Below are 23,111 nucleotides of genomic sequence, written 5' to 3' on the forward strand. Positions count from 1 at the left end.
GTCAACGAGCATCTGGCCGGCCCCCGGGGGGAAACCTGTCCGGGGTGGGGGCGGCGGTCCGGACCGCCGCACCCACCCCGAACAGGTGCCGACCCGCCTCTGTGAGCGCCCTTCGGAAGGTGAGTTGTGCAAGCAATCGAGGTAGCGGCCATCGGGGCCGCCGGCATCGCCGCGGGCGGAATCAACGCGGTGGTCGGGTCCGGGACCCTCATCACGTTCCCCACGCTGCTCGCCCTCGGCTGTCCTCCGGTGGTGGCCAATGTGGCGAACACCATCGGCCTGGTACCGGGCGTGCTCAGCGCCGCGTACGGCTACCGCAGGGAACTCAAGGGGCAGGCCCGCCGGTTGGTCCGGTTCGGCGCCGCTTCGCTCATCGGCGGCCTGGTCGGCGCACTGCTCGTGCTGAAGCTGCCGGCCGGGACGTTCGAAGCGATAGTGCCCGTACTGATCCTGGCAGGCTGTGTTCTGGTACTGCTGCAGCCCTGGATCAGCCGATGGCTGCTGCGTCGTCAGGGCCTGCGGCGCGACGACGGCGGCGCCCCGCTCTGGTTCGGCATCCTGGGCACGGGGATCTACGGAGGCTACTTCGGCGCTGCCCAAGGGGTCCTGCTCATGGGCCTCTTCGGAAGCTTCCTGCGCGACGATCTGCAGCGGCTGAACGCCGCGAAGAACGTCCTCGCGTCCGTCGTGAACGGAGTCGCGGCCGTCGTCTTCGTCGCGCTCGCCCACGTCGACTGGACGATCGCCGCAGTGATCGCCGCCGGCTCCACCCTCGGCGGCATCCTGGGCGCCCGCTTCGGACGCAAACTGACGCCGGCCGCCCTGCGCGCTGTCATCGTCACCGTCGGCATCACCGCCGCCGGGGTCATGACTGTGCGATAGCCTCTCGCACCGCCGGCTACTACGGCGCCATGCGCAGCAGGAACAGCGCGGTGTCGTCCGTGCGGTCGGACGTCGGGCTCGCGCGTCGTGTGAGTGTGTCGGCGAGGGTGTCGAGGTCCCGGGCCTCGTCGCTCAGGACGGCGGCGAGACCGGCGGTCGAGTCCTCGATGTCGGCGCCGGGCCTTTCCACCAGGCCGTCGGTGAAAAGTGCGAGTACGGCGCCGGGCGGCAGGGCGATGTCCATGGCCTGGTACTCGGCCGCCGGGTCGATGCCGAGCAGCAGGCCGGGGGGCACGGCGACGCTCTCCGTGCGCCCGTCGGGGTGGCGCAGGAGGGGCGGGAGGTGTCCCGCGGTCGCCAGGCACGCGCGCCGGCGGGCGAGGTCGATCTGGACGTACAGGCAGCTGGTGAACAGTCCGGGATTCAGGTCGGTGAGCAGGCGGTTGGTGCGGGCGAGGACATCGTCGGGGGCCGCTCCGGCGATGGCGTGGGCCCGGACGGCGGTACGGACCTGTCCCATCAGGGCGGCGGCGGTGACGCTGTGGCCCTGGACGTCTCCGATGACGGCGGCGGCCGTGGTGTCGTCGAGTCGCACCAGGTCGTAGAAGTCGCCGCCGACGTCCATGCCCCGGGTGGCCGGCAGATACCGGGCCGTCGTCTGGAGGCCGGTCAGCGCCGGCAGTTCGTGCGGCAGCAGGCTGGCCTGCAGGCTGCGGGCGAGTCCGCTCTTGGTGTCGTACAGATGCGCGCGGTCCAGCGCCTGCGCGGCAAGGCCGCTGAACGCGGTCAGCAGGGCCCGTTCGTCGTGACCGAAGACGTGGGGCCGGTCGTATGCCAGTACGCAGCAGCCCATGGAGCGGCCCGCGGCGACGAGGGGCAGGAAGGCCCAGGCATGGTTGCTGTCCTCCTCCAGCGCGCGGGGAAAGTCGCCCTGGAGATCGCGGCGGGAGGCGTAGAAGACCGGTTCTGCCGTGATCACCGCGCGGCCGCCGGGGTGGTCGGGCGACAGCCGTACGCCGTCCAGGTGGTCCATCTCCTGGGCCGCATAGCCGTGGTGGCCTCGCAGGCGCAGCCGGTCGGCCTGTACGGCGAACAGGGCGACCGCGTGCGCTCCGAAGCTGGGGGCGATCTGGTCGATCACCAGCCTGATCACGTCGGGCACGCTGAGAGCCTCGGTGAGCGCGGCCGCCAGATGGGCCAGTTGGTAGAGCACGCCCGCCCGGGGCGGCGCGGCTCCCGCGCCCGACGGTACGGCGGAGGCGGGCGCAGGAGGGGATGCGGCCACGACTCCGAGCTCCGCCGCGCCCCCGGCTCCCGCTCCCGCGCCGGCCAGGCGGGACCTGGCGATACGCACGCTGATTCCCCGAGCGTCGGGGTACAGCTCGAAGGTCAGTCGCAGGTCGTCCGGGCGCCGGGCCGTGAACGACGTGGGGTTGCGGCTCATCACGGCCGACCGGTAGCGGTCCTCGAACACGGGGTCGTCCAGCCAGGGCAGGGCTTCCCACGGCCGGGTTCCGAGCAGCGCCGGTACGGTGCTGCCGACCAGGTCCGCGCCGGTCGGGGTGATGAAGGTGATCCGGCCCTCGAGGTCGAGGGCGCAGCAGCCCTCCGGGAGCCGCTCGGTGAAGTCGACCGCCGCCAGCGACTCGGCCTGGGTGACCATGCGGCGCCGCGGCACCGGGACGATTCTCGGTTCGGGCCGGGGCAGGATCGGACGGCCGCTCTCCTCCGCGCGTCGCAGGGCCGCGCCGACGTATCCGGATGCCTTCATGATCGCACTTTGCCGCTCCGGCTCGATCACCAGCGGGTGGGAGCCCGGCCACAGCAGGAGCAGCCCTCCCCAGGTCCGCTGCGCGCTGACCGCGGGCGCGGCCGCGAGGGCGAACGAGTACGGCAGCGCGAGGCCGATCCGCGGATAGCGGCGGGCGAGCTCTCCTTCCGCCCCGACCCACACCAGGCGGCCTTCCCGCACCGCCTCCGCCAAGGGCCCGGAGGCGGACATCCCCACCCTGGCCCACGGCATCGCGAGGTTGGACGGCACTCCGGCGAGCACCACGGCGGACAGCACCTGGCCGTTCGACGTCATGACGTAGATTCCACCGCCGTACGCGCCGGACTCGCGCAGTACCCGGGACAGCAGTCGGTCCAGTACTTCCGGTTGTCCGGTCTCATCCTCCTGCGCAACCATGGGCTACCGGCTTCTCCCACAGAACACCACAAGACATGTCATCTCTGGACGTTACGCCCGGAACAGTCGAGATCGCACCCGCACCGTGACGCGCCGGCTGTCAGGCGCCTGCCACCAGCATGCCCCCCATCGTGACCATGGTGGCGGCGACCAGACCGTCCAGGACCCGCCAGGCCGCAGGGCGGGCCAGCAGGCCGCTGAGCAGGCGGGCCCCGTAACCGAGAGTGGTGAACCAGGTCAGGCTGGCCAGTACGGCGCCGAGCCCGAATGCCCAGCGCAGCGAGCCGTGGTCGGCGGCGACGGAGCCGATCAGCAGGACCGTGTCGAGGTAGACGTGCGGGTTGAGCCAGGTCATCGCGAGGCAGGTCAGCACGGCCTTCCGGGCGGAGCCGGCCGAGGCGCCCTGCGCCGTGAGGGCCGCGCCGGGAGCGGGCCACAGCACACGCCGGGCGGCGAGGACTCCGTAACAGATCAGGAAGGCGCCGCCGGCCAGGCCGACCACGGTCAGGGCGGCAGGCCATGCGGTGACCACGGCTCCCACCCCCGAGACGCCGAGTGCGATGAGGACCGCATCGGACACGGCGCAGATGACGACCACCGCGAGGACGGCGTGCCGCCGGACCCCCTGGCGGAGAACGAAGGCGTTCTGCGCGCCGATGGCGACGATGAGGGAAAGTCCGGTGCCGAAGCCGACGAGTGCCGCCGTGGTGATTCCGTGGGTCATGGGACCGACGGTATGGATCATCCGCTCATCAGTACAGCTAAAGTTTCTAACGTACCCTTAGCATTTGTGATGGATGAGCTTCCCCTGGACCTGGTCCGTACGCTGCTCGCGGCAGTGGACGAGGGCACCTTCGACGCCGCCGCGGCCGCCCTGCACGTGACCCCCTCGGCGGTCAGCCAGCGCATCAAGGCGCTGGAGCAGCGCACCGGCCGGGTGCTGCTGATGCGGACGAAACCGGTGCGCCCGACGGAGTCCGGGCAGGTCGTGGTGCGGTTCGCGCGCCAGCTGGCCCGGCTGGAACTGGACGCTCGGGCGGAGCTGGGGATCGCCGACGAGCTCGGCCCGGCGCGGCTGCCCATCGCGGTCAACGCGGACTCCCTCGCCACGTGGTTCCTGCCGGCGCTGACCCGTGTCCCCCAGGACCCGCCGGTCTGTTTCGAGCTGCACCGCGAGGACGAGGCCCACACCACGGCCCTGCTGCGCGAAGGCCAGGTGATGGCGGCGGTCACGTCGTCCCCCGACGCGGTCGCGGGATGCACCGTACGCCGCCTGGGCCTGGCCCGGTACCTGCCGGTGGCCACCGCCGCTTTCGCCGCGCGCCACCTGACCGGGCCGCTGGAGCGCGATCTGCGTGACGCCCCGGTGATCGTCTTCGACCGCCGCGACGACCTCCAGGACGCGTTCGTACGGTCGCTCACGCACGGCGGGCGGGGCGCGGGCCCGGTGCGCCACTACGTGCCCACGTCGGAGGGATTCTGCGACGCGGTGGCCGCCGGTCTCGGCTGGGGCCTGGTGCCGGAACCCCAGGCGGAACCACTGCTGCGCTCCGGTGCGTTCACCCTGCTCGCCCCCGCCCGGCCCGTGGACGTTCCGCTGTTCTGGCAGCAGTGGAAGCTGGACTCGCCGGCCCTGGCAGCTGTGGCGGACGCCGTCGCCGCCACCGCCACCGAGGCGCTGCGCACCCCGGCCTGAGGAGGCCCGCCTGCGGGTTTCTCCCCGCCCGCCACTCCCCCGGCCGCCCTGTGCGCACCGCGTGTACGGGCACATGGGCACTTCCCCGGCTGCACCCGGCTCGCGGCCGCCACTCCGGACGGCGAGCGTTCGCTGACCTTTTCCCTCACCACTCAGGTGAACAAGGACAACAAGCCGGAACTCCTGGCGAAGGTGCGGAAAGTACAGGAAGACTTCGTCTGCAACCTGCTCCAGCGCTGACGGCCCGAGCACTGACCGCTCATCGGCTCGTGACCCAGAGGTGCTCGGTGGCCGAATACGCGTAGCGCGGCATTCCCTTGGTTCCGCTGGTGCGGAAGGGGCGGCCGTTGTCGCTGATGCGGACCGTGCCGGAGCGAGCGCCGCTGCTCCACTCCAGTTCCAGGTACCAGCGGCAGTCGCAGTCGGCCGTCCTGGCGTTCACCAGCAGTACCTCCGGGTCCGAGGCCGACACGGTGTACGGGAACGAGACCGCGGGAATCGGGCTTCCCGCCACACCGTCGAAGCCCGCGACCGAGCGGGCGACGGGGCGTGGGGCGTCGAGGTTGACGTCGATGTGGCGCGGGCTGAGCGCGCCGCCGCACCCGTTGCTCATCCCGTAGACGTTCCGCCGGACGGGCGAGTCGCGTTCGGTGACACGTACGCGCAGTGCCTCCAGTACCACCGCCTTCTCGGACGTGCCCCGGAGGGAGACGCGCACGTTGGTGTCTCCGCCGTGCACCGCGTCCAGGGAACGCGCCCACGGCTCGGCGTCCTGTTCCACCGGCGGCGGGGGGACGCGGTCCGGGCCGCGGTCGATCAGGTAGTGATGGTCGCATCCGCTCTGCCAGACCTCGGAATCGGCGGTCCAGGCGAACGGGACACCGGGGGCCGCGTCGGCTGTGCCGCTCGGCTTCCGGGTCGGGCGGGGGGCGCCGGTGGCGGGCGTGGCGTTCCCCGGCTCCGAGGGCAACGGTGTCGTACTGGACGCTGTGGGGCCGGACTTGCCCGGGGGTGCGCTCAGGCTGCCGGACGGGGGCGATCCGGTGCGGCCGTCGGTGGAGCCGTCGGCACGGCCGGCCTTGTCGGTGCTGTCGGTGCTGTCGGCGGCGGCAGGACGCCGGCCGTCGGTGCTCCCGGCTCCGGGCCCGGCGAAGGCCAGCGCCGCCACCCCGGTGGCGGCGACGGCGACGGCGGCCGCGGCGAGAACCACCCTGCGGAGGCGAACGTCCGGGCGCGGCACGGGAACTGCGGCCGTGGTGACGTCGGGCTCGGGGCTGCCGGGCGTCGGGCCGGGCGCGGCGGCCGGAGCCGGGCCCGTCTCTTCCCCGGCCGGCGCGGCCGCCTTCCGCGGCGTCTGCGGCCGCCGGACCGCGTCCGCGAGGATCCACAGCCGGTGCAACTGGAGCATTTCCTGCGGTGCGGCCCCGCACAGCCGTGCCAGTCGTTCGACCGGTGCGAAGTGAGCGGGTACGGCCTCGCCCGAGCAGTACCGGTGCAGCGTGGAGGCGCTCACGCCCAGGCGCCGGGCCAGAGCGCCGTAACTCCGGTCGGAGCGTTCCTTGAGGCCGCGTACCCGCTCCGCGAACTCCTCGACTTCGGCTTCCCTCGACGCGCCCATCCGTGCCCCGCCCTCTGCCCGTCCCGGGCGGCGTTCCACCCCACCCTCATATCCCCACGTCAGCGGGGGTGGAATGGTTCCACCCTGCCGTACACCCGCGTTGCCCTTGCGCCGGCGGCCGTGCCGCGCCGAAGCTGATCAGCGTCGTCACCAACCACTGCAACGGGGGATATTCCGTCCATGCCTGCTTTCCGCACGACACTCGCCACCTCGTTCGCCGCCGTCGGCCTGGTTCTCGCCGGCGCCCCGCTCTCCCCGGCCGGCGCGGCCCCGAGTACGGCCTCGCCCGCTGCTCCCGCGTTCCTGAGTGCCGGGCAGATGCCCGCCTCCTCCACCCCGTGGTCGGCGGGGCGGGTCACCAGGGGCCTGCCGGAAGGGGGCGCGTTCTGTGCTCCTGGCGCTCTGCCCGCCAGGGGTACCAGCCACCGGGTCTTCCGTACCGAGCTCGACACCGGGGGTCTGCAGATCACGACGGTCGCCTCGACCACCGCCCGAGCCGCGCAGCTCGTCACCAACCTGCGCCGGGCCTTCGCCGCTTGCGCCGAACGCGTCGAGCGCCAGTACCCCTCGACGGAGGCGAGCAGCGCCTACCACGGCAAGCTGGCGGTCGAGGAGGGTGCGTACGTCTACAGCCTGGACACCGAGGACCCGGAGGTCGGCAGTACGGACATCAACCTGTTCTCCGTGGGGCGCGACGGACGGACGGTCACCTATGTGCAGTGGGGCCGGCTCGGCGACCTGCGGGACGCTCCGCTGAAGGGGTTCAAGACCACCACCCGCACCGCGGTCGACAAGCTCTACCGCTGAACGGCCGGGGGCGGCGCGCCGTCCGGCAGCGGCGCGCCGCCCCTGCGCATCGGCGGGACGGAACCCTGGCATCCGGCAGCGTCGGTCGCGGGGCGTACGGTCGGTCAGTTCGGTTCCACCAGCGTACGTTGCAGCCTGCGCCGTACCCGCCCTTCGTGGACGAGCCGTCCGACCAGCGATCCGCCGTACACCACGAATCCCACGCCCACCAGCCAGGACTGCAGGACCAGCACGGTCCCGAACGGGCCGTACGTCACCGCGTTCGACGCGATCAGCGGCGAGAAGACGAACTGCGAGAAGATCCGCAGCCCGAGCAGCCCCACAGCCGTCAGGGCGGCCCCCGGCGCCAGCGCGCGCCAGCGGATCCGTCCGCAGAGCAGCATGCGCTGCGACCACCAGAAGAAGAAGAACAAGCCGATGACATCGCCGACGGCCACCAGCATGGTCACGATCGTGGGCGACCCGTCTGGGGTCGGAGTCTTGACGAAGAGCAGGAGGGCGGCGACCAGCATGGCCAGCCAGACGACGTGGCGCCACATCGTGTGCCAACGCGCCGTCGGCAGGGCCCACACGCGTTCGTAGCCGGTCTGTACAGCGGAGCCGAAGGTCACGCCGAACGTGGCGAGCGCGGCGAGGCCGAAGGCCGTGGTGCGCTGCAATGCCTGCCCCGGCCGGCCGAACAGCTCCTCGACCTCCGCCTGCGACACCTCGGACACCCCGAGCCCCGCCACCAGCCATCGGGCGAAGCCCTGCCCGCTCGCGAGGTCGGCCGCGGCGACGACGACCAGCAGGGGCACCAGGGTGAGGAAGCTGAGCGCCGCGAAGCCCATGGCGCGGTGCATCAGCTCCACCTCACGCCCGCGCTCCCAGGTCAGTGCGACGACCGACGTCCGCAGCCGCCGTTGCAGTCGGTCGAACCGATGTCTGTGCTGCGGGCGGCCGTCGTTCGGCGCACCGGATTTCAGGGGCATGTTCCGTCGAGTACCCGTCGGCGCTCGTGCCCGCTCCGGTGTGCCGCCGAACGGGTGTCCCGAGCGTCGCTGCGCTCGGGACACCCGAACGGGGTGGGTCCGTCACCAGTAGTGCCGTCGTCCACCGACCGCGCGCCCCATCGATCCCAGGATCCAGAGGACGGCCCCGATGGCGACCAGAATGATCCCGATGGTCCACAGGAACGCGATACCGGCCACGAAACCGATGATGAGCAGAATGATTCCGAGGACGATCATGATGTCCTCCCGATCTTGCGAGAACGATCCTTCTACCGAGCCTGTCCCCCGCCGCCACCGGGTCAAACCTGGATTCCTCCCATGCCGTCCACGCCGCAGCGGTGCGACAGTGCCTCGGCATCGGCGCGGAACCCGGCGCCGGCCGGATGGCCCCCTGCCGACGTGAGACCCGGCGGAACGTCAGCCCTTCCCGGCTATCGCATCCACCACGCGGCGGACGCATCGCGCAGCGTGTTGGTGCCGCAGTGCACCTCGCCCGCGCCGAGGTGGTACGTGTACCAGTCGTCGAGGTACGACACCTTCATGCCGGCCCCGGAGTACGCGGCGTTCACGGCGGAAGTGAAGATGTCCTTGCCGCCGATGACCGGCCCCCACTGCCTCGGGGCCAGATAGCGATTCCTGCCGAGCACGATCCCGTTGACCGCACCCGGGACATAGGCGCTGGTCATGACAGTTTCCGGGGCCGCCCCCGCGCGGTCGGCGTGGCGCGCGAGGTCCTTCTGCTGTCCGTACTCGCGCACCACGTCCGGCAGCTCGCCGGCGCCCATCCGGGTCAGCCTGGGCATGCGGTCGCCCCGCTCGCCCTCTTCCGACGTCCCGCGCGTGTAGAGCGCGGGTACGCGTACGACCTCGGCGTCGGTGGCACCCGTCTCGCGCTGGAGCACCTCCAGGTTCGCCTTGATCCGCTCGGCGGCCATGGTGTTGTCGGACACCAGCCACTTGGAGGCGAGCGCCTGATCGATGGTCTCCTTGGGGGCGGGCATGCCCCGGCTGCCCGGCACCGAGAACATCCGTGTGCTGCCGTGGCCCGCCTCCTGCGCCTCACGCAGCAGCCGCAGTCCCGCTTCGGGATCGGCGATCGCGATCTTCCAGCCGCGCGGGCTGTCTGCGGGGAGGAACTGCACGAACTCGTCCACGTGGCCCACGTGCAGCCACGAGGTGTCGAGCAGCAACGGGTCCTGGAAGCCCTGCGACTTCAGCAGCGTCCGCATCGCCTTCGCGGGCTTCGAGCCGCTGTCCTTGCGCTCGCCCATGATGATGCGTCCGGCCGGGAAGGACCGCCCGCCGTGGGTGTACGGGGGGATGGTCTCCAGGTTTCCCATGGAGTTGAGGGTCCACTCCTCCGAGTCACGGACTCCGGACACCTGCACCACCCCCACGCCGTTGCCGCGCAGCTTCTCGAACAGCTCCCGGCCCGCTTCCCGGTCCGCCTGCGCGGACCGCAGCATCACGCGCATCGCCTGCCGGCGCCCGCCGGGGCCGGCCATGCTCACGTAGCCGGGCTCGACGAAGTCCTGCGCCCAGATGTCCTGGTACTTGTCGAAGGTCAGCAGCGGCTTGTCGATCCCGGCCGACGCGACCTCGGCCGCCAGGCCCTTGACGAAGGCCTGCTGCCGACGCGCGTACTCGTCCCTGCCCGCCACCTTGGTGACCATCAACTGCTGTGCGTTCTGGAGGTGGTGGTGGGTGAGCAGCGGGGCGACGCGCAGCGTGACGTCGTCCGAGGTGCTCCGGCCGCCTGAGGTCACCGTCAGGCGGATCACGGCGCGGCCGTCCCAGACCGCGCTGTCGCGTATGACGTCGGTGCCCTCGACTCCGAACTCCACACCGGAACGGAGCTCGGCGGCGGACAGGCGGGTTCTGCCGGTGACCGGTGCCCAGCCCGAAGCGCGTTTGACGAAGACCCGCGTCTTCTGGCCGCCGGCCACGACCTTCAGCGTGCCGGTCGCCGTGGCGGGCAGGCGCGCCATCGGTACGGACCGGACGCGGGCCAGGTCGGCCGCGTCGCCGGAGCCGTTGACCTTGGCGTCGGCCGCGTCGTTGCAGGCGGCCAGCCTGGCGTCCGACAGCCGCCTGCCGTCCGGGCCCTTGACCGGGCAACGCTTGGTGTCGTCGTCGATGTTGGGGAGGAACACCGCTCCTGTGCGGGCGGACCAGCTGTTCTCCCCGGCGGTGTCCGTCGCGCCGGTGACGTCCACCTTTCCGTCCCGGTTCACGTCCGCCCGCAGGTCGGCCCGGGGCGGGTCGGCGGCGAACGCCGGTGATACGGGCGCCAGTACGGCCCCTATCACGGTGAGGGCCACTGCCCCGTGTCTCGCATGGCTCGTACCCAAGATGCGTCGTCCCTTCCTGATGATCGGCTGTCAGAGCCGAAGAGGTGAGGAACGCGCGGTCCGTTGCCTGCCCGCGCCGGGATCATCCCGGAGGTGTGCCGGGGTGCGACCGGTGGAGGAGGCCGTGTCGGCCCGGAGCATGACGTGAAGTCACACGTACTGGGGTATTGGCGTCGGGTGCGGGACAGGTCCTCAACGACGCGGCCGACGCCTGTGGTTGCCGGTCCGGTGGCGGCCTTCGCGGGTGGCCGCGCCGGTGGCGGTCATGCGGCCTCCGGCTCGAGCCGGGTCGCGGTGGTGCGCGGAGAGCGCAGGATGCCGGCCGTGCAGGCGGCGACGACGCAGAACGCCACGGGCAGGAAGAACGTGAGGTTGAGCGGGACCAGGTGGGTGAGGGGTCCGATGACGGCGGGCCCGGCGAGCATGCCGAGGTAGCCGAGGCCGGCGACACGGGAGACGTTGGCTCCGGCGGCGTCCGGGTCGGCGTGACCGGCGGCACTGAAGAGCTGCGGGATGCAGCCGGACAGTCCGGCCCCGAACATGGTCCAGCCGAGCAGCGCCAGGGGGATCCACGGGGCCAGCGCCGCCACGGTCAGGCCGAGCGCGGCCACGGAGGCGCCGTACCGGACGACGGCCACGGGGCCGAAGCGTGCGGCCACCCGGTCGGTGAGCAGCCGGCCGACGGTCATGGCGGTGGCGAAGGCTCCGTACGCGAGGGCGGCGGTGGCGGCGGGCGCGTCGAGTACGTCGCGCAGGTGGAGCGCGCTCCAGTCGTTGGCGACGCCTTCGCAGAGCATGAGCATCAGCGCGAGGGCGGCCAGTACCCAGATGCGCCCGGGTGCGGCGCGGCCGGTCTTCACCGCGTCGGCGGGGGCCTGCGCCGCATGGGTGGGGCCGGGTGCGGGGGCCGGTCCGGGCCGCAGCAGCGCGGGGGCGGCCGACGCGGCGACGGCGAGGCCGAGGAGTGCCACCGCGCCGAGGGTCGCCGCGGGGCTCAGGCCCCAGCTGAGCGTACGGGCGCCGACCAGGGCGGCGAGTACTCCGCCGATGGAGAAGGTGGCGTGGAAGGCGGACATGACGGGACGTCCGTAACCGCGCTCCACCTGAACGGCGTGGGCGTTCATGCTGACGTCCAGGACGCCGTTGCCGAAGCCGAGGACCAGCAGCGCCGCCCCCAGAGTCCAGGTGCCGGTGGCCAGGCCGGGCAGGACCAGGGCGGCGCTGCACAGGGCAGCGCCCGCCGGTACGACGATGCGGGCGCCGGAGCGGTCGGTGAGCGGGCCGGCGATCCGCATGCCCGCGAAGGCTCCCGCGCCGAGGAGCAGCAGGAGCCAGCCGAGTACGGCATGGCTTGTCCCCGCACGGTGCTCGACGGCGGGGATGTGGACGATCCACATCCCCATGAGGAAGCCGTTCAAGGCGAAGTAGGCGAAGGTGGCCGACCTGCCGGCTCGCAGTGTTTTCTCCATGCGGACGAACATAACGAACAATCTCAGTGTTTGAAAGATTGCTTTTCAAACGCCCTAGATGTTCAATGACGGTATGGCGAGCACAGAACGATGGAGGCAGATCACCGAGGCCGTACGCGAGGCGGGCCGCATGGGCGTCGCGGAGCTCGCCGAACTCACCGGTGCTTCGGAGATGACCGTCCGCCGCGACCTGGAGGTCTTGGCCGAGCAGGGTGTGCTCGAGCGCTACCGGGGAGGGGCGAGGAGCCTCCTGCTGTACGGCGACGAGCCCCCCTTCGCGCTTCGCGCGCGGGAGGGTCTGGACATCAAGCAGCGGATCGCCGCCGAGGTCGCCGCGCTGATCGCCGACGGCGAGTCCGTCGTCCTGGACAGCGGGACCACCTGCCTGGAAGTGGCCCGCGCGCTGGAGCCCCGCCGCCTGACCGTGATGCCGCTGTCCCTCCACGGTGTGAACGCGCTCGCCGGGGCACCTCAGCTGACCCTGCTGGTGCCGGGCGGGCGCCCGCGAGCGGGCGAGCTGGCACTGACCGGCCCCCTGACGACCGCCTCGCTGGCCGCACTGCGCTTCGACACCGCCGTGATCGGCTGCTGCGGACTCACCCCCGCGGACGGCCTGACCGCGTACGACCTGGACGACGCCGCCGTCAAGCGCGCCGCGATCGACGCCTCACGCCGGGTCATCGCCGTGGCCGAGTCCACCAAGCTCTCCCGTACCGCTCTCGCCTTTGTCGCGCCCGCGTCCGCCCTGCATGTCGTCGTCACCGACGAAGCCGCGTCCGACAACGAGACCGGTGCGCTGGCCGCGGCGGGTGTGACCGTGCGGAAAGTCTGAGCGGTCCGCCGTCCGTGAGCATCGGCGGCCATACGGGCCTAACGTGGAAGAACGGTGGCAAGCTCGTCTCCTTGGAAAGGAACGACCGGCTATGACCGATACCGGAAACCAGAACCTCGGCGGGAAGCACGGCGACCCCGGCAGCCGGGGACGCACCACCATCGCCGACAGCGCGGTCGAGAAGATCGTCGGAATGGCGGCCCGCGATGTGGCAGGCGTCCATGCCATGGGCAGCGGAGTCTCCCGGGCCTTCGGAGCGGCACGGGAGCGCGTGCCCGGCACCGCGAAGTCCGTTTCGCGGGGGGTCAAAGTCGAAGTGGGCGAGAAGCAGACGGCCGTTGACCTGGAGATCGTCGTCGACTACGGCGTCTCGATCAAGGACGTCGCCCGTTCCGTGCGGGAGAGCGTCATCTCCGCGGTCGAGTGGATGACAGGCCTGGAAGTCGTCGAGGTCAACATCGCGGTCAGCGACGTGCAACTTCCGGACGAAGAGGAAGAAGGGGAAGAAGAACAGCCACGGATCCGGTAGCCGGGCTGGTGGAGCGGACGGATACCGGTGACGGACCGATCCGCTCCGTGTCCGGTTTGATCAGTGCCCGTGAAGATCTCCCCTGCGAACCTCGCCCGTGACGTGCTCGCCCGAACACGAGCGCGCCCCCGCCCCGGCGAGATGCCGGGGCGGGGGCGGTTCGGTCCGGGAGGGGTCAGCCGAGCTTGGCCACCTGTGCGCCGATGACCGCCTTCGGCTGCTCCGCCTTGCCCGTGAGGCCCTGGGCGTAGAAGGACGCGAGCGTGTTGCCCTTGCGGACCGCCACCAGGTGGGCCGTGCCGGTCTCGCCGTCCAGGTCGGCCGTCACGGTGAAGGCGACCGCCTCGTCACCACTGGTGTAGGTGGCCGGGGTGACCTTGGTGAACTTCGTCTTGTCCGTACCGACGATCAGGCTGAAGCCGCCAGCGCAGGCCTCGCCCGCGGTGCGGAGCTTCGCGAAGGCGTCCGAGGCGCCCTTGCCGTCGTACGAGCCGAGGGTGTCGGACGTAATCGTCCCGCTGAGGGCGTCCAGGCCGGCCTTCAGCTTCTCCTCGGGCGTGGCGTCCTTGTCGGGCTCGGGCGGCAGAGCGACGACCTTGCGCAGCGAGGTCGCAGCGGGCGTCCCCACGGGCCGGAGCACCATCGCGTCGACGAGCGGCTCGCACTCGGCCTTGTCGGTGGTGACGGTCTTCGCCGCGGCGAGGTCCGCCTTGGTCGCCTTGGAGATCTTGTGGTTCTTGAGGTCGCTCTCGACCAGCGCGAGCTTGTCCAGCTCGCTCTGCGACAGTGCCTTCGCGGCGGTGGACCCGCCCGCGGCGGCCTCGCCGGCGGTGTCATCGGCGGGGGCGTCGCCGGACCCACAGGCGCTGACGAGCAGGGCGAGTGAAACCGCGGACGCGGCGACGGCGGTACGGCGGACAATGGTGCGGCGCATGAAAGAGCATCCCTCTGGATCGGTGAACAACGTTCCCCCCGCGCGAAGTTCACACGTCCGGTGACACGCGGTATCTGTTGTGAGCACCGAATCTACGGCCTCCACCCGCCCGATGATCAACGAATTCGCCCCGTCACGGTGATCGTGACGCCGACGCAATCCCAGGGCCACCCAATTGAGACGCGTTCCCGTACAACCTTCAGCACGCATGGGACGCCGGGGGCGGGCCGCCCCCGGCGTCCCGGGCGTGGTGGTGCGCCGACGGCCAACGCCGTCGGCGCAGCGGCTACTCGACGGCGGGAAGCAGCCCGGTGACGGGCGAGACCAGGCCGGTGAACTGCTGGAGCTCGCCGAGCTTGTCCAGCTGGCTGAGCCCGTTGAGCTGGCCGGTGACGGACGGGACGTCGGCCCGGCGGTCGGCCGGCACGGCGCTCGCGCCGATGTCGTCGAGCGCGTCGGGCACCGACAGCAAGTACCCGCCGGAGGAGTCGGCGGCGCTCGCGGCCGGGGCGGCGAGGGCCGAGACTCCGGCGGCAAGGGCTACGACGGCGAGGACACTCTTTGTTTTGATCACGACCTGAGCAACGTCCGGGGCCGCCGCACGGACACGGCTGCCCCGCACCCATCACCCGCAGGCCACATCGCGTACGCCGATGTTCGACCGCGCACTCAACGTCCGGCCGGCTACTCGCCCGACGCCGCCCGGGACGAGGCCAGCACGCCAATCTTGTCGATCCGATGCTCGGGGTTGCCCCTGTCGTCGCGCCAGAAGTTCCCGGCCGCGTCGTCCTCCGGCGTCGCGCAGGTGGAGATCGTGATCATCGCCCTGGTGGGCTGCTTGCCGGGCGATCCCGGCACCGCGGCCCGCTGTTCGGCCAGCGACCGCTCCGAGCGGAAGGATGTCGACCTGGTCTCGGTGATCTTGTACTCGTACACCTTGCCGCCCGCGGCGACGAACACGGAGTCACCCTCGCCGACGGACGGGAGGTCGCGCAGCGGCCCGCCGGCGGAGAGGCGGTGTGCCGTGACGAGGTAGTTGCCGACCTCGCCGGGGCCGACGCCGCCTTCCTCGCCGTACGGGCTGGCGGCCACGCCACGGTCCTGGATGCGCGTACCGGCCCAGTCGTCGGTGGTTCCCTCGTACGGGACGACACGCAGGTCCCTGAGGCCGATCGACGGGATGGCCAGCAACGCGGTCTGGTGCCGCGTGCTGGTCTTGCGTACGGCCGGCTCGGCAGAGGACGAGGAGGGCGCCGGCCCGGTGATCGTCGCCGAGGCGGTGTCCGGTGAGAGCACCGCGACCGGAGAGTCCGCGGGTTTGCCGGACGCGCCGTCGCTGCTGCCGCCGACGCAGCCCACCAGTACGACGATGAGCGCGCCGGCGAGGGCGGCCGGGACAGGACGGGGACTGAACATGGCATTCCCGATCTGGGGGGATGTCGGACAGGGCGACGCCGAGGGCGGCCGGCTTTCCACCAGAACAATTCGGGCCGATCGGGTGTTCCCGTCCCGGCGTCATGGCTCGGGAGAGCCAGGCACGGGATCGCACGATCGTTCGATTCGAGCGCGTCAGGGGCCGGCGATCCATCGCAGCAGCGTGCCGACCGTGGTGTCGTCGAGCCCGCTGAGCACGCCGATGGCTTCGAGATCGCCGGGCACGGGTGCGATGCCTGCGGTGGTCAGGGCTGCGTGGAGGTCGAGACGGCGTTTGTCGGCGGCCTCGAGCGTGAAGGGGAGCCGCTGGTCGCGGTGCGGCGCCGGGAGGACGTAGTCGTCGTCCTCGAAGACGTCTCGCGCCGCGTTCTGCTCGTCGCCGTACTCCAGGCCGTGGAAGCGGTACGGGTCCAGCGCCCACCGGGGCGTCGTCAGCGAGTGTGCGGGAACCTGCGTGCTGTTCATCGGAACCTCCAGGGTGTCGTCTCTGACCGACAGGAGTCCCGTACGGCGCCGCCCAGTTGCGCTCGGAGCCGCCAACCACCCGAACGCCCCCAATGACATCTCGTCACACCACAGGTAAATCAGGAACGGCGAAGTCAGTAGAGGACGGAGGGCAGATACGCCCCGGCCGGTTCGTTGTAGAGCCCGATCGTCATCACGCTCATCAGCTGCTGCACTTTGAGGCCGTTTCGCAGACACCACTGCAACAGCGCGCTGTTGGACGCGGGGACCAGAATGCCGGGGCCACCGAAGGCGGGGGCCGCCGCGATGAGAGCCCTGACGTCCTCGGTGGTCTCGCCGACCGCGTGGGCGAAGAAGGACAGGTCCGTCGCGTAACCCGTGATCCGCCCGCCGTGTTCGCTCACGCGGGCCGTGCCCAGCCCGAGCGCGTCGGTCAGTTCGCCGCCACGGTCGGTTCCGTGGACCCTGCGGCACACCTCGTTGCAGGCCGCGACATCCGCATCCGTCGCGGGCCGCACGTCATACCCCGGTACGGTCCCTCCGATCGGCGGCCCCTGCAGGCAGGCCACGGTTTCACGGAACTCGAACCCGAGACCGGCATAGAGGGCGAACGACCGGCAGTGGTAACCGCTCTGCAGCAGCCGGATGCTGGGCACACTCCGCTCGGCGGCCCGCCGCATGACGTCTTCCATGAGTTGGCGCCCCACGCCGCCGTTCTGCACGGCGGGGTCCACGGTGACCGGCCCCACGCCGACGACGGGCGACCGCTCGTCCAGGAAGTTGCTGCCGACGATCCGGCCGTCGAGTTCGGCGACGACACTGTAGAAGCCGGGGTGGGTCAGCAGCATCCCGAACATGCCGTTCGCCACCTCCGCGCCCGGGACGTCGGAGGGGAAGCCGTGCTCCAGGGCGATGCCGGAGAACGCGTCGAAACAGATCCTGCCGCACTCCGCGGCGTCGTCCGGCCTCCCGGGGCGCAGTACGAGACCCACGATCCGATCCACCTCTCCTCGCCGAAGCCGTTCCCGCTCCTCGTTCCCGCACAGGCCCTTCCGGGCCCGGAGGTCAGCAGCTCCCCCTCCATCAAACGCATACATCGGACAGGCGGCAACCGGCCGGCTGACGGCCGTTGTCCCGCAGGAAGGGGAGGACGGTGCGCGCCGACCTATGCCGGGCGGACCTGGACCGCCGCCGCAGGGTCCTGGTGCCCGCCGCTGGCGAGCATCCGTACCTCGTCACGGTCGCTGATCTCGGCCAGGACAATGCCGGTGTCGTCCGCGTACACCGGATGGCCACCGGGCCCGCTCCGGTCCGTTCGGTGCACTTCCACGACATCCGCCGCGTCCGGAACGGCTGCCGGTGCGCCCGGATGGACGAATACCAATTCGTAGCGATCGGACCTGCCCATGTCGTCGTCGCCTCCTCGAGAAGAAGCCGTTACGCCGCACTCACGCACCCATGGTCGCGCATGACGGACGGGGGCCGCCTCCCGGGACGACAGGCGCCTGCCGTCGTCCCGCGCAGGAGCTGCGCGGCCGTTCGTTCAGACGTGGAGTTCGGGCGGAAAGCCGGTCCACCGCAGTTCCACCGGCAGGTGCCGTGTGTCGTTGTGGCAGAGCACGGAGGACGGCCTTCCGGGGGCGTACCGGATGACTGTCAGGGCGGCGTTTCCATGGCTGAGCCCCATCCAGCGCCACCGGGGCGCGTCGTGGGCGGCCCGGACCAGCCAGCCGATGAGGAAGTTGTGAGTGAGACGACCAGTTCGTGGCGGGGCCGGTCACCCTCCGCCGGCCCCGAGAAGATCCTTGATCTTGTGCGTCGAGCAGATGGACGCCGGGGACGGCCCCCCGGTTGCGTACGGCGTGCTCACGTACAAATGCGTCGACGTCGCCGCGACCGGCGCCTACGCTCGCCCGTATGAGCAACAACGGCGCGCAGCGGCGGCCGCTGGTCGCGGTTCTCAGCGGGGCCGGGATCTCCACGGACTCCGGCATCCCCGACTACCGCGGGCCGAACGGCCTGTGGACGCGGGATCCGGCGGCCGCGAAGCTCGTGACGTACGACTTCTACATGGCCGACCCGGACATCCGGCGCCGTGCCTGGCGCATGCGGCTCGACAGTCCGGCGCGGCGGGCCCGGCCGAACGACGCCCACCGGGCGATCGCCGAGCTGGAACGCTCGGGCGTTCCGGTCCGGGTTCTCACGCAGAACGTCGACGGGCTGCACCAGCTCGCCGGCCTGCCCGCCCGCAAGGTGCTCGAACTGCACGGGAGCGCCCGGTCGACGGTGTGCACCGGCTGCCACGCCCGCTCTCCGATGGAGGAGGCGCTGGACCGGGTGAGAGCGGGCGAGGAGGACCCGCACTGCCTCGCGTGCGGGGGCATCCTCAAGTCGGCCACGGTGATGTTCGGGCAGCGGCTCGACCCCGTGGTGATGAGCGATGCTCTGGCGATCACCAGGGCGAGCGATGTGTTCGTGGCCGTCGGCACCAGCCTCAAGGTGCAGCCGGCCGCCTCACTCGCGGGGATCGCGACGGAGTACGGGGCACGGCTCATCGTCGTCAACGGCGAGCCGACGCCTTATGACGAGCTGGCCGACGAGGTCGTGCGCGAGCCCATCGGGACCGCGCTGCCCGCCGTACTGCAGCACTTGGCGGCCTGAGAGCCGGCCCGTTACGAGCGGGCCGGCGCGGTGCTACCAGCGCCTCGCCGCCGCACGCACGGAGCTGAAGTCCATGGCCTGCTCCACCTCGCGAAGCGTCTCCTCGGCGGCCTGGCGTACCTCGGCAGGTACATCGCCCCGCTCCTCCACGAGGCCTGCATAGATCGGTGCCTCGGCACGGTTTGCGGAACTCACGTCGAAGAGAACCCTTCAAGTCGGTCGTGCGGATTCTGGCGGCAGCCGGAACAAGAGGACGAGTGTAGGTGGTCTCTGGTGCGCCGGAGCAGGCCGCCCCCGTACCGGACTCCGCGCCCCGCAGCCTACGGCGTGGCCGCCGCGCGCTTCAGGGCAGGTGCCCCGTCGGCATCCGCTTCCGGAGAACGCGCTGCCGGCGGCCGCGCCGCGGGGTGCTCCTGGGTCGACGGAGGCCCTCATGGAACCCTCTCTCCACCATTTCCAAGATACGGAATATATTTTCCACTAAATTGGATCCGGGGAGGGACCACACATGGGCATCGACAAGGCACTGCCACGGCGAGCGGCCGCCGAGCTGGTGGGGACCGCGGCTCTGGTGACGGTCATCGTCGGCTCGGGCATCCAGGCCGCCGGCCTCAGTCAGGACGCCGGAGTCCAGCTCCTCGCCAACGCACTGGCCTCGGCGGTCGGGCTCGGGCTGCTGATCGTCCTGTTCGGCCCCCTTTCCGGGGCTCACCTCAATCCGGTGATCACGCTCTTCGTCTGGTGGTCCCAGCGGCGTGGCGACGCCCGCTTCAACGGCCGCGAGGTCGCTGTCTACATCACCGCTCAGCTCACCGGGGCCGTGGCAGGCGGCCTGCTGGCCGAGGCGATGTTCGGCCGGACACCCGGCGTCTGGTCCACCCAGGTGCGGTCGGCCGGGCACCTGCTGATCGGCGAAGCGGTCGCCACGGCCGGACTGGTGCTGGTGGTGTACGGGCTGGACCGCATAGGCCGCGCACAGCTGGCCCCGGTCGCGGTCGCCTCGTACATCGCCGCGGCCATCTGGTTCACCTCGTCGGGGTCCTTCGCGAACCCCGCGGCGACGGCCGGCCGCGCCCTCACCGACTCCCTCACCGGCATCGCCCCGGCATCACTCCCCGGGTTCGTCGCCGCCCAGCTCCTCGGCGGCCTCCTCGGCGCCGTCCTGGCGACCGTCCTCTACGGGCCGCCCGTCGCGTGCTCTCGGTCCAGCGGCCCGTCGCTGAGCGGCAGTTCGCGGGGGTGGTCACTCTGGCGGCGTGCGTGACGCGTCCTGGCAACCGCTCGATCGTGAGTGAACACAAGGTCGGTCGCTCCGGCACAGAGGTGGGCGCCGCGGCCACCTCTGTGCCTGCTCGCCGCTTGGGCGACTGCCTCAACTCCCCCGGCCCGTCCGGGCCGACAGCCCACGGCCCAGACACTCGGTGAGGCGGACGGCGATCGTCCCGTCGGGGTCGAGGCGGGGGTTGAAGATGGTGATGTCGAATCCGCGGGCCCGTTCGTCGGCGAGCGCGGTCCGCAGCACGGTCTCCAGTTCCTCCCAGCTCAGCCCGCCGGGGAGCCGGTAGTCCACCGCCGGCATGGCCGCGTCGTCCAGTACGTCGACGTCGAGGTGGACCCAGTATCCTGCGCTCCCCCCGGCGGTGAGCCGGTCGACCGCCCGCCGCGCTGCCGCGGCCGCGCCGGCCGCGCGCACGCCGTCGAGGCCGATCGCGAGCAGCCCCGGCGGCAGCGGCTGCATCCCGGCCGCCGCGGACTCTGCGCAGTCGCGGAAGCCGAAGGCCACGACGTCCTCGTCCCGTACGAGGGGTCCGCGGCCTTCGAGGTCGGCGAGCGCCGACGGTCCGCGCCCCGTGGCCAGGGCGAGTTCCATCGAGGCGACCTCGCCGGCCGGCTCCGCCGACGGCTGGTAGAAGTCGGTGTGGCCGTCGAGGAAGAGCAGCCCGTAGCGGCCGCGGCGGCGCAGGGCGAGAAGGTTGCCGAGCAGAATGCTGCAGTCACCGCCGAGAACCACGGGAAAGCAGCCACGGCCCAGGACACCGCCGACCCTGTCGGCCAGTTGCACGGAGTACCGCGCGATCCCGACCGGGTTGAGGACCCCCGTGTCACCGTCGCGCCGCGGATCGTACACCGGCGCTTCGACCCGGCCGGCCGGCACAGCCCCGAGGTGCTCGGGGAGGCCGGTGGCGAGCAGGGCGGCCGGCAGGTCCTGTACGCCGGACGGCCTCAGCCCGAGTACGGACGGTGCCTCGATGATGGCTGGTTGCTGCACCTCCGGACCCCTTCGTTCGCGGAAGAGGCGGCATGCTGCTGCGGGTCCGTGCGGTCAGTACTGCTCCGCCGGCTCGATGTTCTGGTTGGCGTGGAAGAAGTTGTGCGGATCGTACGTCCGCTTGATCGCCGCCAGTTTGTCGTAGTGGTCACGGTAGGTGGCCCTGACCCGGTCCTGACGTTCGCCGACTCCCATGAAGTTGACGTAACCGGCGCCCATGGAATGCGGGTGCAGCTCTTCCCAGTAGTCGACACACCACTGCTTGAGCGCCTCGGCGTTGGCGGGGTCGGGGTCGATGCCGGCGATGACACCGGACCAGACGGCGTCGCGGTAACTCCACGCGGTGTCGTCCGGGCCGACGCGGCTCGCGGCCCCGTCCACCGGGTAGAGGTGCATGGTCGAGAGGTCGGTGGGAAGGTTTTCGGCGTATTTGGCGTGCACGTCGACGGCTTCGTCCGTGATCCGGTCGAAGAAGTTCCCGCGCCAGTACCACTGCAGGCCGGTGGGCATCAGTTCGTCGAACATGGACTGCAGCGCGGGGTAGGGCATCGGTGCCGTGAAGTGGAAGGCCGGCGGGCCGGCGTCGTTCACGGCCGCGAGGGTCTCGTCGACGCGGTCCGGATCACCTGTCCAGCACCACACGACTCCGCACATCTTCTGGCCGTGGATCTCTTCCGGGAAGGGCGGGCCCGGCGGAATGGTGAGCGCGGCGAAGAAGCCGTTCAGATCCTCGGGCGCCCGGGGCAGGAAGTCGCGGTACCACCGCAGCACCTCGCGGGTGCTGTCGACCGGCCACACGGTGATCCCGACACCCACTGTGTCCACCGGATGCAGCCGGAAGCCGAACGAGGTGACGATGCCGAAGTTCCCGCCGCCGCCGCGCAGCGCCCAGAACAGGTCCGGGTGCTCGGTCCGGCTCGCGGTGACGAAGCTTCCGTCGGCGAGTACGACGTCCGCCGCCAGCAAATTGTCCGCCGCAAGACCGTACTTGCGGGTGAGGTGGCCGTGACCACCGCCGAGGGTGAGCCCGCCGACGCCCGTCGTCGACATGATGCCGGCGGGCGTCGCCAGGCCGAAGCCGTGGGCTGCGTGGTCCAGGTCGCCCAGTTGGCTGCCGCCGCCGACCTGCGCGGTTTTCGCGGCAGGGTCGACGCGTACCCCGCGCATGGGCGACAGGTCGATGGTGACGCCGTCTTCCACCAGGCCCAGGCCCGGGCCGCTGTGCCCGCCGCCCTGGACGGCGACTTCGAGCCCGTTGTCGCGGATGAAGTTGACCGCGTCCATGACGTCCGCCGCGTCCGCGCACCGCACGAAGGCGGCCGGGCGGCGGTCGATCATGGCGTTGTAGATCGTGCGGCTCTGGTCGTACTCCGGGTCCTGCTGGGCGATGACCGGGCCACGCAGCGCGGTCCGCATCGCTTCCAGAGTTCTCCCGTCCATGTGCTTTCTCCTTGCCGAGACGCGGAACCGCTTCCCACCCGGCCTCTCCCCTGCTGGGCCCGCCGGTGAGCGGTCGTGTGCCGGCGCCCGGCACCCCCGTTCAGCCTTGCCACAGGCGGATCGCACGCCGGAGGGCTGACCTCTCCAGCATCCCGCCGGTCGGAGAGCCGCGCAATTCCGCCACTGGGCGCCCGTCACCGGCGGCGGGCGCACCTCGAAGTTCGGTGCTGAGCGGGGCGGCCGCCCTCGGGAACCACCTGCTGGGGGAACCACCGCCCGCGTCCGCGCTGCACGTGCTCAACGACGTGCGGCGCGCCGCGCCCACGTGCGCGAACTCGGCTGGCAAAGCGCTGCGTTCACGACGCGTCCCGCCGCATGGGGCCGTTCGCCGTACGACTGGCGGGCTGTCCTCGCGGAGGCACCTCTGGACGGCCGGCGGGCGTGACGCCCTAGGGCGTGTTTCGAAAGTGCGGTGATCTGGGAGCATGGTGCGATGGATCATGTTCGGCAGATAGTCAGTTCTGGCTCGCCACTCGAACCCCAA

Annotated in this window: 23 protein-coding genes and 1 pseudogene; 7 read left to right on the top strand and 17 right to left on the bottom strand. The window is 71.4% G+C overall.

Translation table 11 applies throughout. From position 1 onward, the window contains the following. Positions 1 to 126 precede the first annotated feature (126 nt). Complete coding sequence (locus tag ACWIHY_RS29615; RefSeq protein ID WP_454378957.1) at positions 127 to 882, top strand: sulfite exporter TauE/SafE family protein; 756 nt, start codon at positions 127 to 129, stop codon at positions 880 to 882. 19 nt (positions 883 to 901) lie between these two features. On the opposite strand, the gene ACWIHY_RS29620 is transcribed toward ACWIHY_RS29615, so the two are convergent. Together ACWIHY_RS29620 and ACWIHY_RS29625 are read right to left on the bottom strand one after the other, a co-directional pair. Continuing rightward, on the bottom strand, positions 902 to 3,070 hold the full coding sequence (locus ACWIHY_RS29620) for a SpoIIE family protein phosphatase (RefSeq protein ID WP_454378958.1): 2,169 nt from the start codon (positions 3,068 to 3,070) through the stop codon (positions 902 to 904). A 100-nt stretch (positions 3,071 to 3,170) separates the two neighbouring features. Then, positions 3,171 to 3,794 carry a LysE/ArgO family amino acid transporter gene (locus ACWIHY_RS29625; RefSeq protein ID WP_454378960.1) on the bottom strand — a complete coding sequence of 208 codons (624 nt, stop codon included), beginning with the start codon at positions 3,792 to 3,794 and terminating at the stop codon, positions 3,171 to 3,173. Positions 3,795 to 3,863: 69 nt separating this feature from the next. Here ACWIHY_RS29625 and ACWIHY_RS29630 point away from each other — a divergent pair, with 69 nt between their 5' ends. After that, entirely contained in the window at positions 3,864 to 4,766 is a 903-nt protein-coding gene (locus ACWIHY_RS29630; protein WP_454378962.1) for a LysR family transcriptional regulator ArgP, read from the top strand. A gap of 259 nt (positions 4,767 to 5,025) precedes the next feature. Here ACWIHY_RS29630 and ACWIHY_RS29635 read toward each other — a convergent pair whose 3' ends face one another. Further along, complete coding sequence (locus ACWIHY_RS29635; RefSeq protein ID WP_454378963.1) at positions 5,026 to 6,384, bottom strand: helix-turn-helix domain-containing protein; 1,359 nt, start codon at positions 6,382 to 6,384, stop codon at positions 5,026 to 5,028. 180 nt (positions 6,385 to 6,564) lie between these two features. Between ACWIHY_RS29635 and ACWIHY_RS29640 the strand changes: the two genes are divergently transcribed. Continuing rightward, the gene (locus ACWIHY_RS29640) at positions 6,565 to 7,191 is read left to right on the top strand and encodes a hypothetical protein (protein ID WP_454378964.1); all 627 of its coding nucleotides are present in this window, start codon (positions 6,565 to 6,567) and stop codon (positions 7,189 to 7,191) included. Between the two features lie 104 nt (positions 7,192 to 7,295). Here ACWIHY_RS29640 and ACWIHY_RS29645 read toward each other — a convergent pair whose 3' ends face one another. The 4 genes from ACWIHY_RS29645 to ACWIHY_RS29660 form a co-directional block, all read right to left on the bottom strand. Then, positions 7,296 to 8,162 carry a YhjD/YihY/BrkB family envelope integrity protein gene (locus ACWIHY_RS29645; RefSeq protein WP_454378966.1) on the bottom strand — a complete coding sequence of 289 codons (867 nt, stop codon included), beginning with the start codon at positions 8,160 to 8,162 and terminating at the stop codon, positions 7,296 to 7,298. 102 nt (positions 8,163 to 8,264) lie between these two features. Then, entirely contained in the window at positions 8,265 to 8,420 is a 156-nt protein-coding gene (locus ACWIHY_RS29650) for a DUF6131 family protein (RefSeq protein WP_454378968.1), read from the bottom strand. Positions 8,421 to 8,614: 194 nt separating this feature from the next. Further along, entirely contained in the window at positions 8,615 to 10,504 is a 1,890-nt protein-coding gene (locus ACWIHY_RS29655) for a protein-arginine deiminase domain-containing protein (RefSeq protein WP_454378969.1), read from the bottom strand. A 293-nt stretch (positions 10,505 to 10,797) separates the two neighbouring features. Next, a complete protein-coding gene (locus ACWIHY_RS29660) occupies positions 10,798 to 12,003 on the bottom strand; it encodes an MFS transporter (RefSeq protein WP_454378971.1) in 1,206 nt (401 codons plus the stop codon). Between the two features lie 73 nt (positions 12,004 to 12,076). Here ACWIHY_RS29660 and ACWIHY_RS29665 point away from each other — a divergent pair, with 73 nt between their 5' ends. Together ACWIHY_RS29665 and ACWIHY_RS29670 are read left to right on the top strand one after the other, a co-directional pair. Next, positions 12,077 to 12,835: a DeoR/GlpR family DNA-binding transcription regulator gene (locus ACWIHY_RS29665; protein WP_454378972.1), complete on the top strand. Its 759-nt coding sequence runs from the start codon at positions 12,077 to 12,079 to the stop codon at positions 12,833 to 12,835. A 91-nt stretch (positions 12,836 to 12,926) separates the two neighbouring features. Continuing rightward, the gene (locus tag ACWIHY_RS29670) at positions 12,927 to 13,364 is read left to right on the top strand and encodes an Asp23/Gls24 family envelope stress response protein (RefSeq protein ID WP_454378974.1); all 438 of its coding nucleotides are present in this window, start codon (positions 12,927 to 12,929) and stop codon (positions 13,362 to 13,364) included. A 175-nt stretch (positions 13,365 to 13,539) separates the two neighbouring features. Here ACWIHY_RS29670 and ACWIHY_RS29675 read toward each other — a convergent pair whose 3' ends face one another. The 7 genes and pseudogenes from ACWIHY_RS29675 to ACWIHY_RS29705 form a co-directional block, all read right to left on the bottom strand. Next, positions 13,540 to 14,298: a hypothetical protein gene (locus ACWIHY_RS29675; RefSeq protein ID WP_454378975.1), complete on the bottom strand. Its 759-nt coding sequence runs from the start codon at positions 14,296 to 14,298 to the stop codon at positions 13,540 to 13,542. Between the two features lie 286 nt (positions 14,299 to 14,584). Next, positions 14,585 to 14,872 (bottom strand): hypothetical protein, encoded by a 288-nt coding sequence (locus tag ACWIHY_RS29680; RefSeq protein WP_454378976.1) that lies wholly within the window; start codon positions 14,870 to 14,872, stop codon positions 14,585 to 14,587. A 110-nt stretch (positions 14,873 to 14,982) separates the two neighbouring features. After that, positions 14,983 to 15,714, bottom strand: a complete 732-nt coding sequence (locus tag ACWIHY_RS29685) for a class E sortase (RefSeq protein WP_454378977.1) — start codon at positions 15,712 to 15,714, stop codon at positions 14,983 to 14,985. 153 nt (positions 15,715 to 15,867) lie between these two features. Beyond that, positions 15,868 to 16,197, bottom strand: coding sequence for a hypothetical protein (locus tag ACWIHY_RS29690; RefSeq protein WP_454378978.1), 330 nt, complete (start codon positions 16,195 to 16,197; stop codon positions 15,868 to 15,870). Between the two features lie 134 nt (positions 16,198 to 16,331). After that, entirely contained in the window at positions 16,332 to 17,201 is an 870-nt protein-coding gene (locus ACWIHY_RS29695) for a GNAT family N-acetyltransferase (protein ID WP_454378979.1), read from the bottom strand. A 161-nt stretch (positions 17,202 to 17,362) separates the two neighbouring features. After that, complete coding sequence (locus tag ACWIHY_RS29700) at positions 17,363 to 17,605, bottom strand: DUF6296 family protein (protein ID WP_454378980.1); 243 nt, start codon at positions 17,603 to 17,605, stop codon at positions 17,363 to 17,365. A gap of 135 nt (positions 17,606 to 17,740) precedes the next feature. Further along, a pseudogene (locus ACWIHY_RS29705) lies at positions 17,741 to 17,997 on the bottom strand (histidine phosphatase family protein); the annotation flags it as partial. A 117-nt stretch (positions 17,998 to 18,114) separates the two neighbouring features. Here ACWIHY_RS29705 and ACWIHY_RS29710 point away from each other — a divergent pair. After that, positions 18,115 to 18,858, top strand: a complete 744-nt coding sequence (locus ACWIHY_RS29710) for an SIR2 family NAD-dependent protein deacylase (protein ID WP_454378981.1) — start codon at positions 18,115 to 18,117, stop codon at positions 18,856 to 18,858. A gap of 33 nt (positions 18,859 to 18,891) precedes the next feature. On the opposite strand, the gene ACWIHY_RS29715 is transcribed toward ACWIHY_RS29710, so the two are convergent. Then, entirely contained in the window at positions 18,892 to 19,053 is a 162-nt protein-coding gene (locus ACWIHY_RS29715) for a hypothetical protein (protein ID WP_454378982.1), read from the bottom strand. A 313-nt stretch (positions 19,054 to 19,366) separates the two neighbouring features. Between ACWIHY_RS29715 and ACWIHY_RS29720 the strand changes: the two genes are divergently transcribed. Next, positions 19,367 to 20,122 carry an aquaporin gene (locus ACWIHY_RS29720; RefSeq protein WP_454378983.1) on the top strand — a complete coding sequence of 252 codons (756 nt, stop codon included), beginning with the start codon at positions 19,367 to 19,369 and terminating at the stop codon, positions 20,120 to 20,122. Between the two features lie 108 nt (positions 20,123 to 20,230). On the opposite strand, the gene ACWIHY_RS29725 is transcribed toward ACWIHY_RS29720, so the two are convergent. Both ACWIHY_RS29725 and ACWIHY_RS29730 read right to left on the bottom strand, forming a co-directional pair. Further along, positions 20,231 to 21,127 (bottom strand): arginase family protein, encoded by an 897-nt coding sequence (locus ACWIHY_RS29725; RefSeq protein ID WP_454378984.1) that lies wholly within the window; start codon positions 21,125 to 21,127, stop codon positions 20,231 to 20,233. Between the two features lie 54 nt (positions 21,128 to 21,181). Continuing rightward, complete coding sequence (locus ACWIHY_RS29730; RefSeq protein WP_454378985.1) at positions 21,182 to 22,567, bottom strand: FAD-binding oxidoreductase; 1,386 nt, start codon at positions 22,565 to 22,567, stop codon at positions 21,182 to 21,184. Between the last annotated feature and the right edge of the window lie 544 nt (positions 22,568 to 23,111).

It is taken from the genome of Streptomyces sp. NPDC055287, from assembly GCF_053646035.1.

What these genes read in the sequence shown, in the direction of transcription:
- ACWIHY_RS29620 (WP_454378958.1), bottom strand. Translation starts at nt 3,070, where the DNA reads ATGGTTGCGCAGGAGGATGAGACCGGACAACCGGAAGTACTGGACCGA.
- ACWIHY_RS29625 (WP_454378960.1), bottom strand. Translation starts at nt 3,794, where the DNA reads ATGACCCACGGAATCACCACGGCGGCACTCGTCGGCTTCGGCACCGGA.
- ACWIHY_RS29630 (WP_454378962.1), top strand. Translation starts at nt 3,864, where the DNA reads ATGGATGAGCTTCCCCTGGACCTGGTCCGTACGCTGCTCGCGGCAGTG.
- ACWIHY_RS29635 (WP_454378963.1), bottom strand. Translation starts at nt 6,384, where the DNA reads ATGGGCGCGTCGAGGGAAGCCGAAGTCGAGGAGTTCGCGGAGCGGGTA.
- ACWIHY_RS29640 (WP_454378964.1), top strand. Translation starts at nt 6,565, where the DNA reads ATGCCTGCTTTCCGCACGACACTCGCCACCTCGTTCGCCGCCGTCGGC.
- ACWIHY_RS29645 (WP_454378966.1), bottom strand. Translation starts at nt 8,162, where the DNA reads ATGCCCCTGAAATCCGGTGCGCCGAACGACGGCCGCCCGCAGCACAGA.
- ACWIHY_RS29650 (WP_454378968.1), bottom strand. Translation starts at nt 8,420, where the DNA reads ATGATCGTCCTCGGAATCATTCTGCTCATCATCGGTTTCGTGGCCGGT.
- ACWIHY_RS29660 (WP_454378971.1), bottom strand. Translation starts at nt 12,003, where the DNA reads ATGGAGAAAACACTGCGAGCCGGCAGGTCGGCCACCTTCGCCTACTTC.
- ACWIHY_RS29665 (WP_454378972.1), top strand. Translation starts at nt 12,077, where the DNA reads ATGGCGAGCACAGAACGATGGAGGCAGATCACCGAGGCCGTACGCGAG.
- ACWIHY_RS29670 (WP_454378974.1), top strand. Translation starts at nt 12,927, where the DNA reads ATGACCGATACCGGAAACCAGAACCTCGGCGGGAAGCACGGCGACCCC.
- ACWIHY_RS29675 (WP_454378975.1), bottom strand. Translation starts at nt 14,298, where the DNA reads ATGCGCCGCACCATTGTCCGCCGTACCGCCGTCGCCGCGTCCGCGGTT.
- ACWIHY_RS29685 (WP_454378977.1), bottom strand. Translation starts at nt 15,714, where the DNA reads ATGTTCAGTCCCCGTCCTGTCCCGGCCGCCCTCGCCGGCGCGCTCATC.
- ACWIHY_RS29690 (WP_454378978.1), bottom strand. Translation starts at nt 16,197, where the DNA reads ATGAACAGCACGCAGGTTCCCGCACACTCGCTGACGACGCCCCGGTGG.
- ACWIHY_RS29700 (WP_454378980.1), bottom strand. Translation starts at nt 17,605, where the DNA reads ATGGGCAGGTCCGATCGCTACGAATTGGTATTCGTCCATCCGGGCGCA.
- ACWIHY_RS29710 (WP_454378981.1), top strand. Translation starts at nt 18,115, where the DNA reads ATGAGCAACAACGGCGCGCAGCGGCGGCCGCTGGTCGCGGTTCTCAGC.
- ACWIHY_RS29720 (WP_454378983.1), top strand. Translation starts at nt 19,367, where the DNA reads ATGGGCATCGACAAGGCACTGCCACGGCGAGCGGCCGCCGAGCTGGTG.
- ACWIHY_RS29730 (WP_454378985.1), bottom strand. Translation starts at nt 22,567, where the DNA reads ATGGACGGGAGAACTCTGGAAGCGATGCGGACCGCGCTGCGTGGCCCG.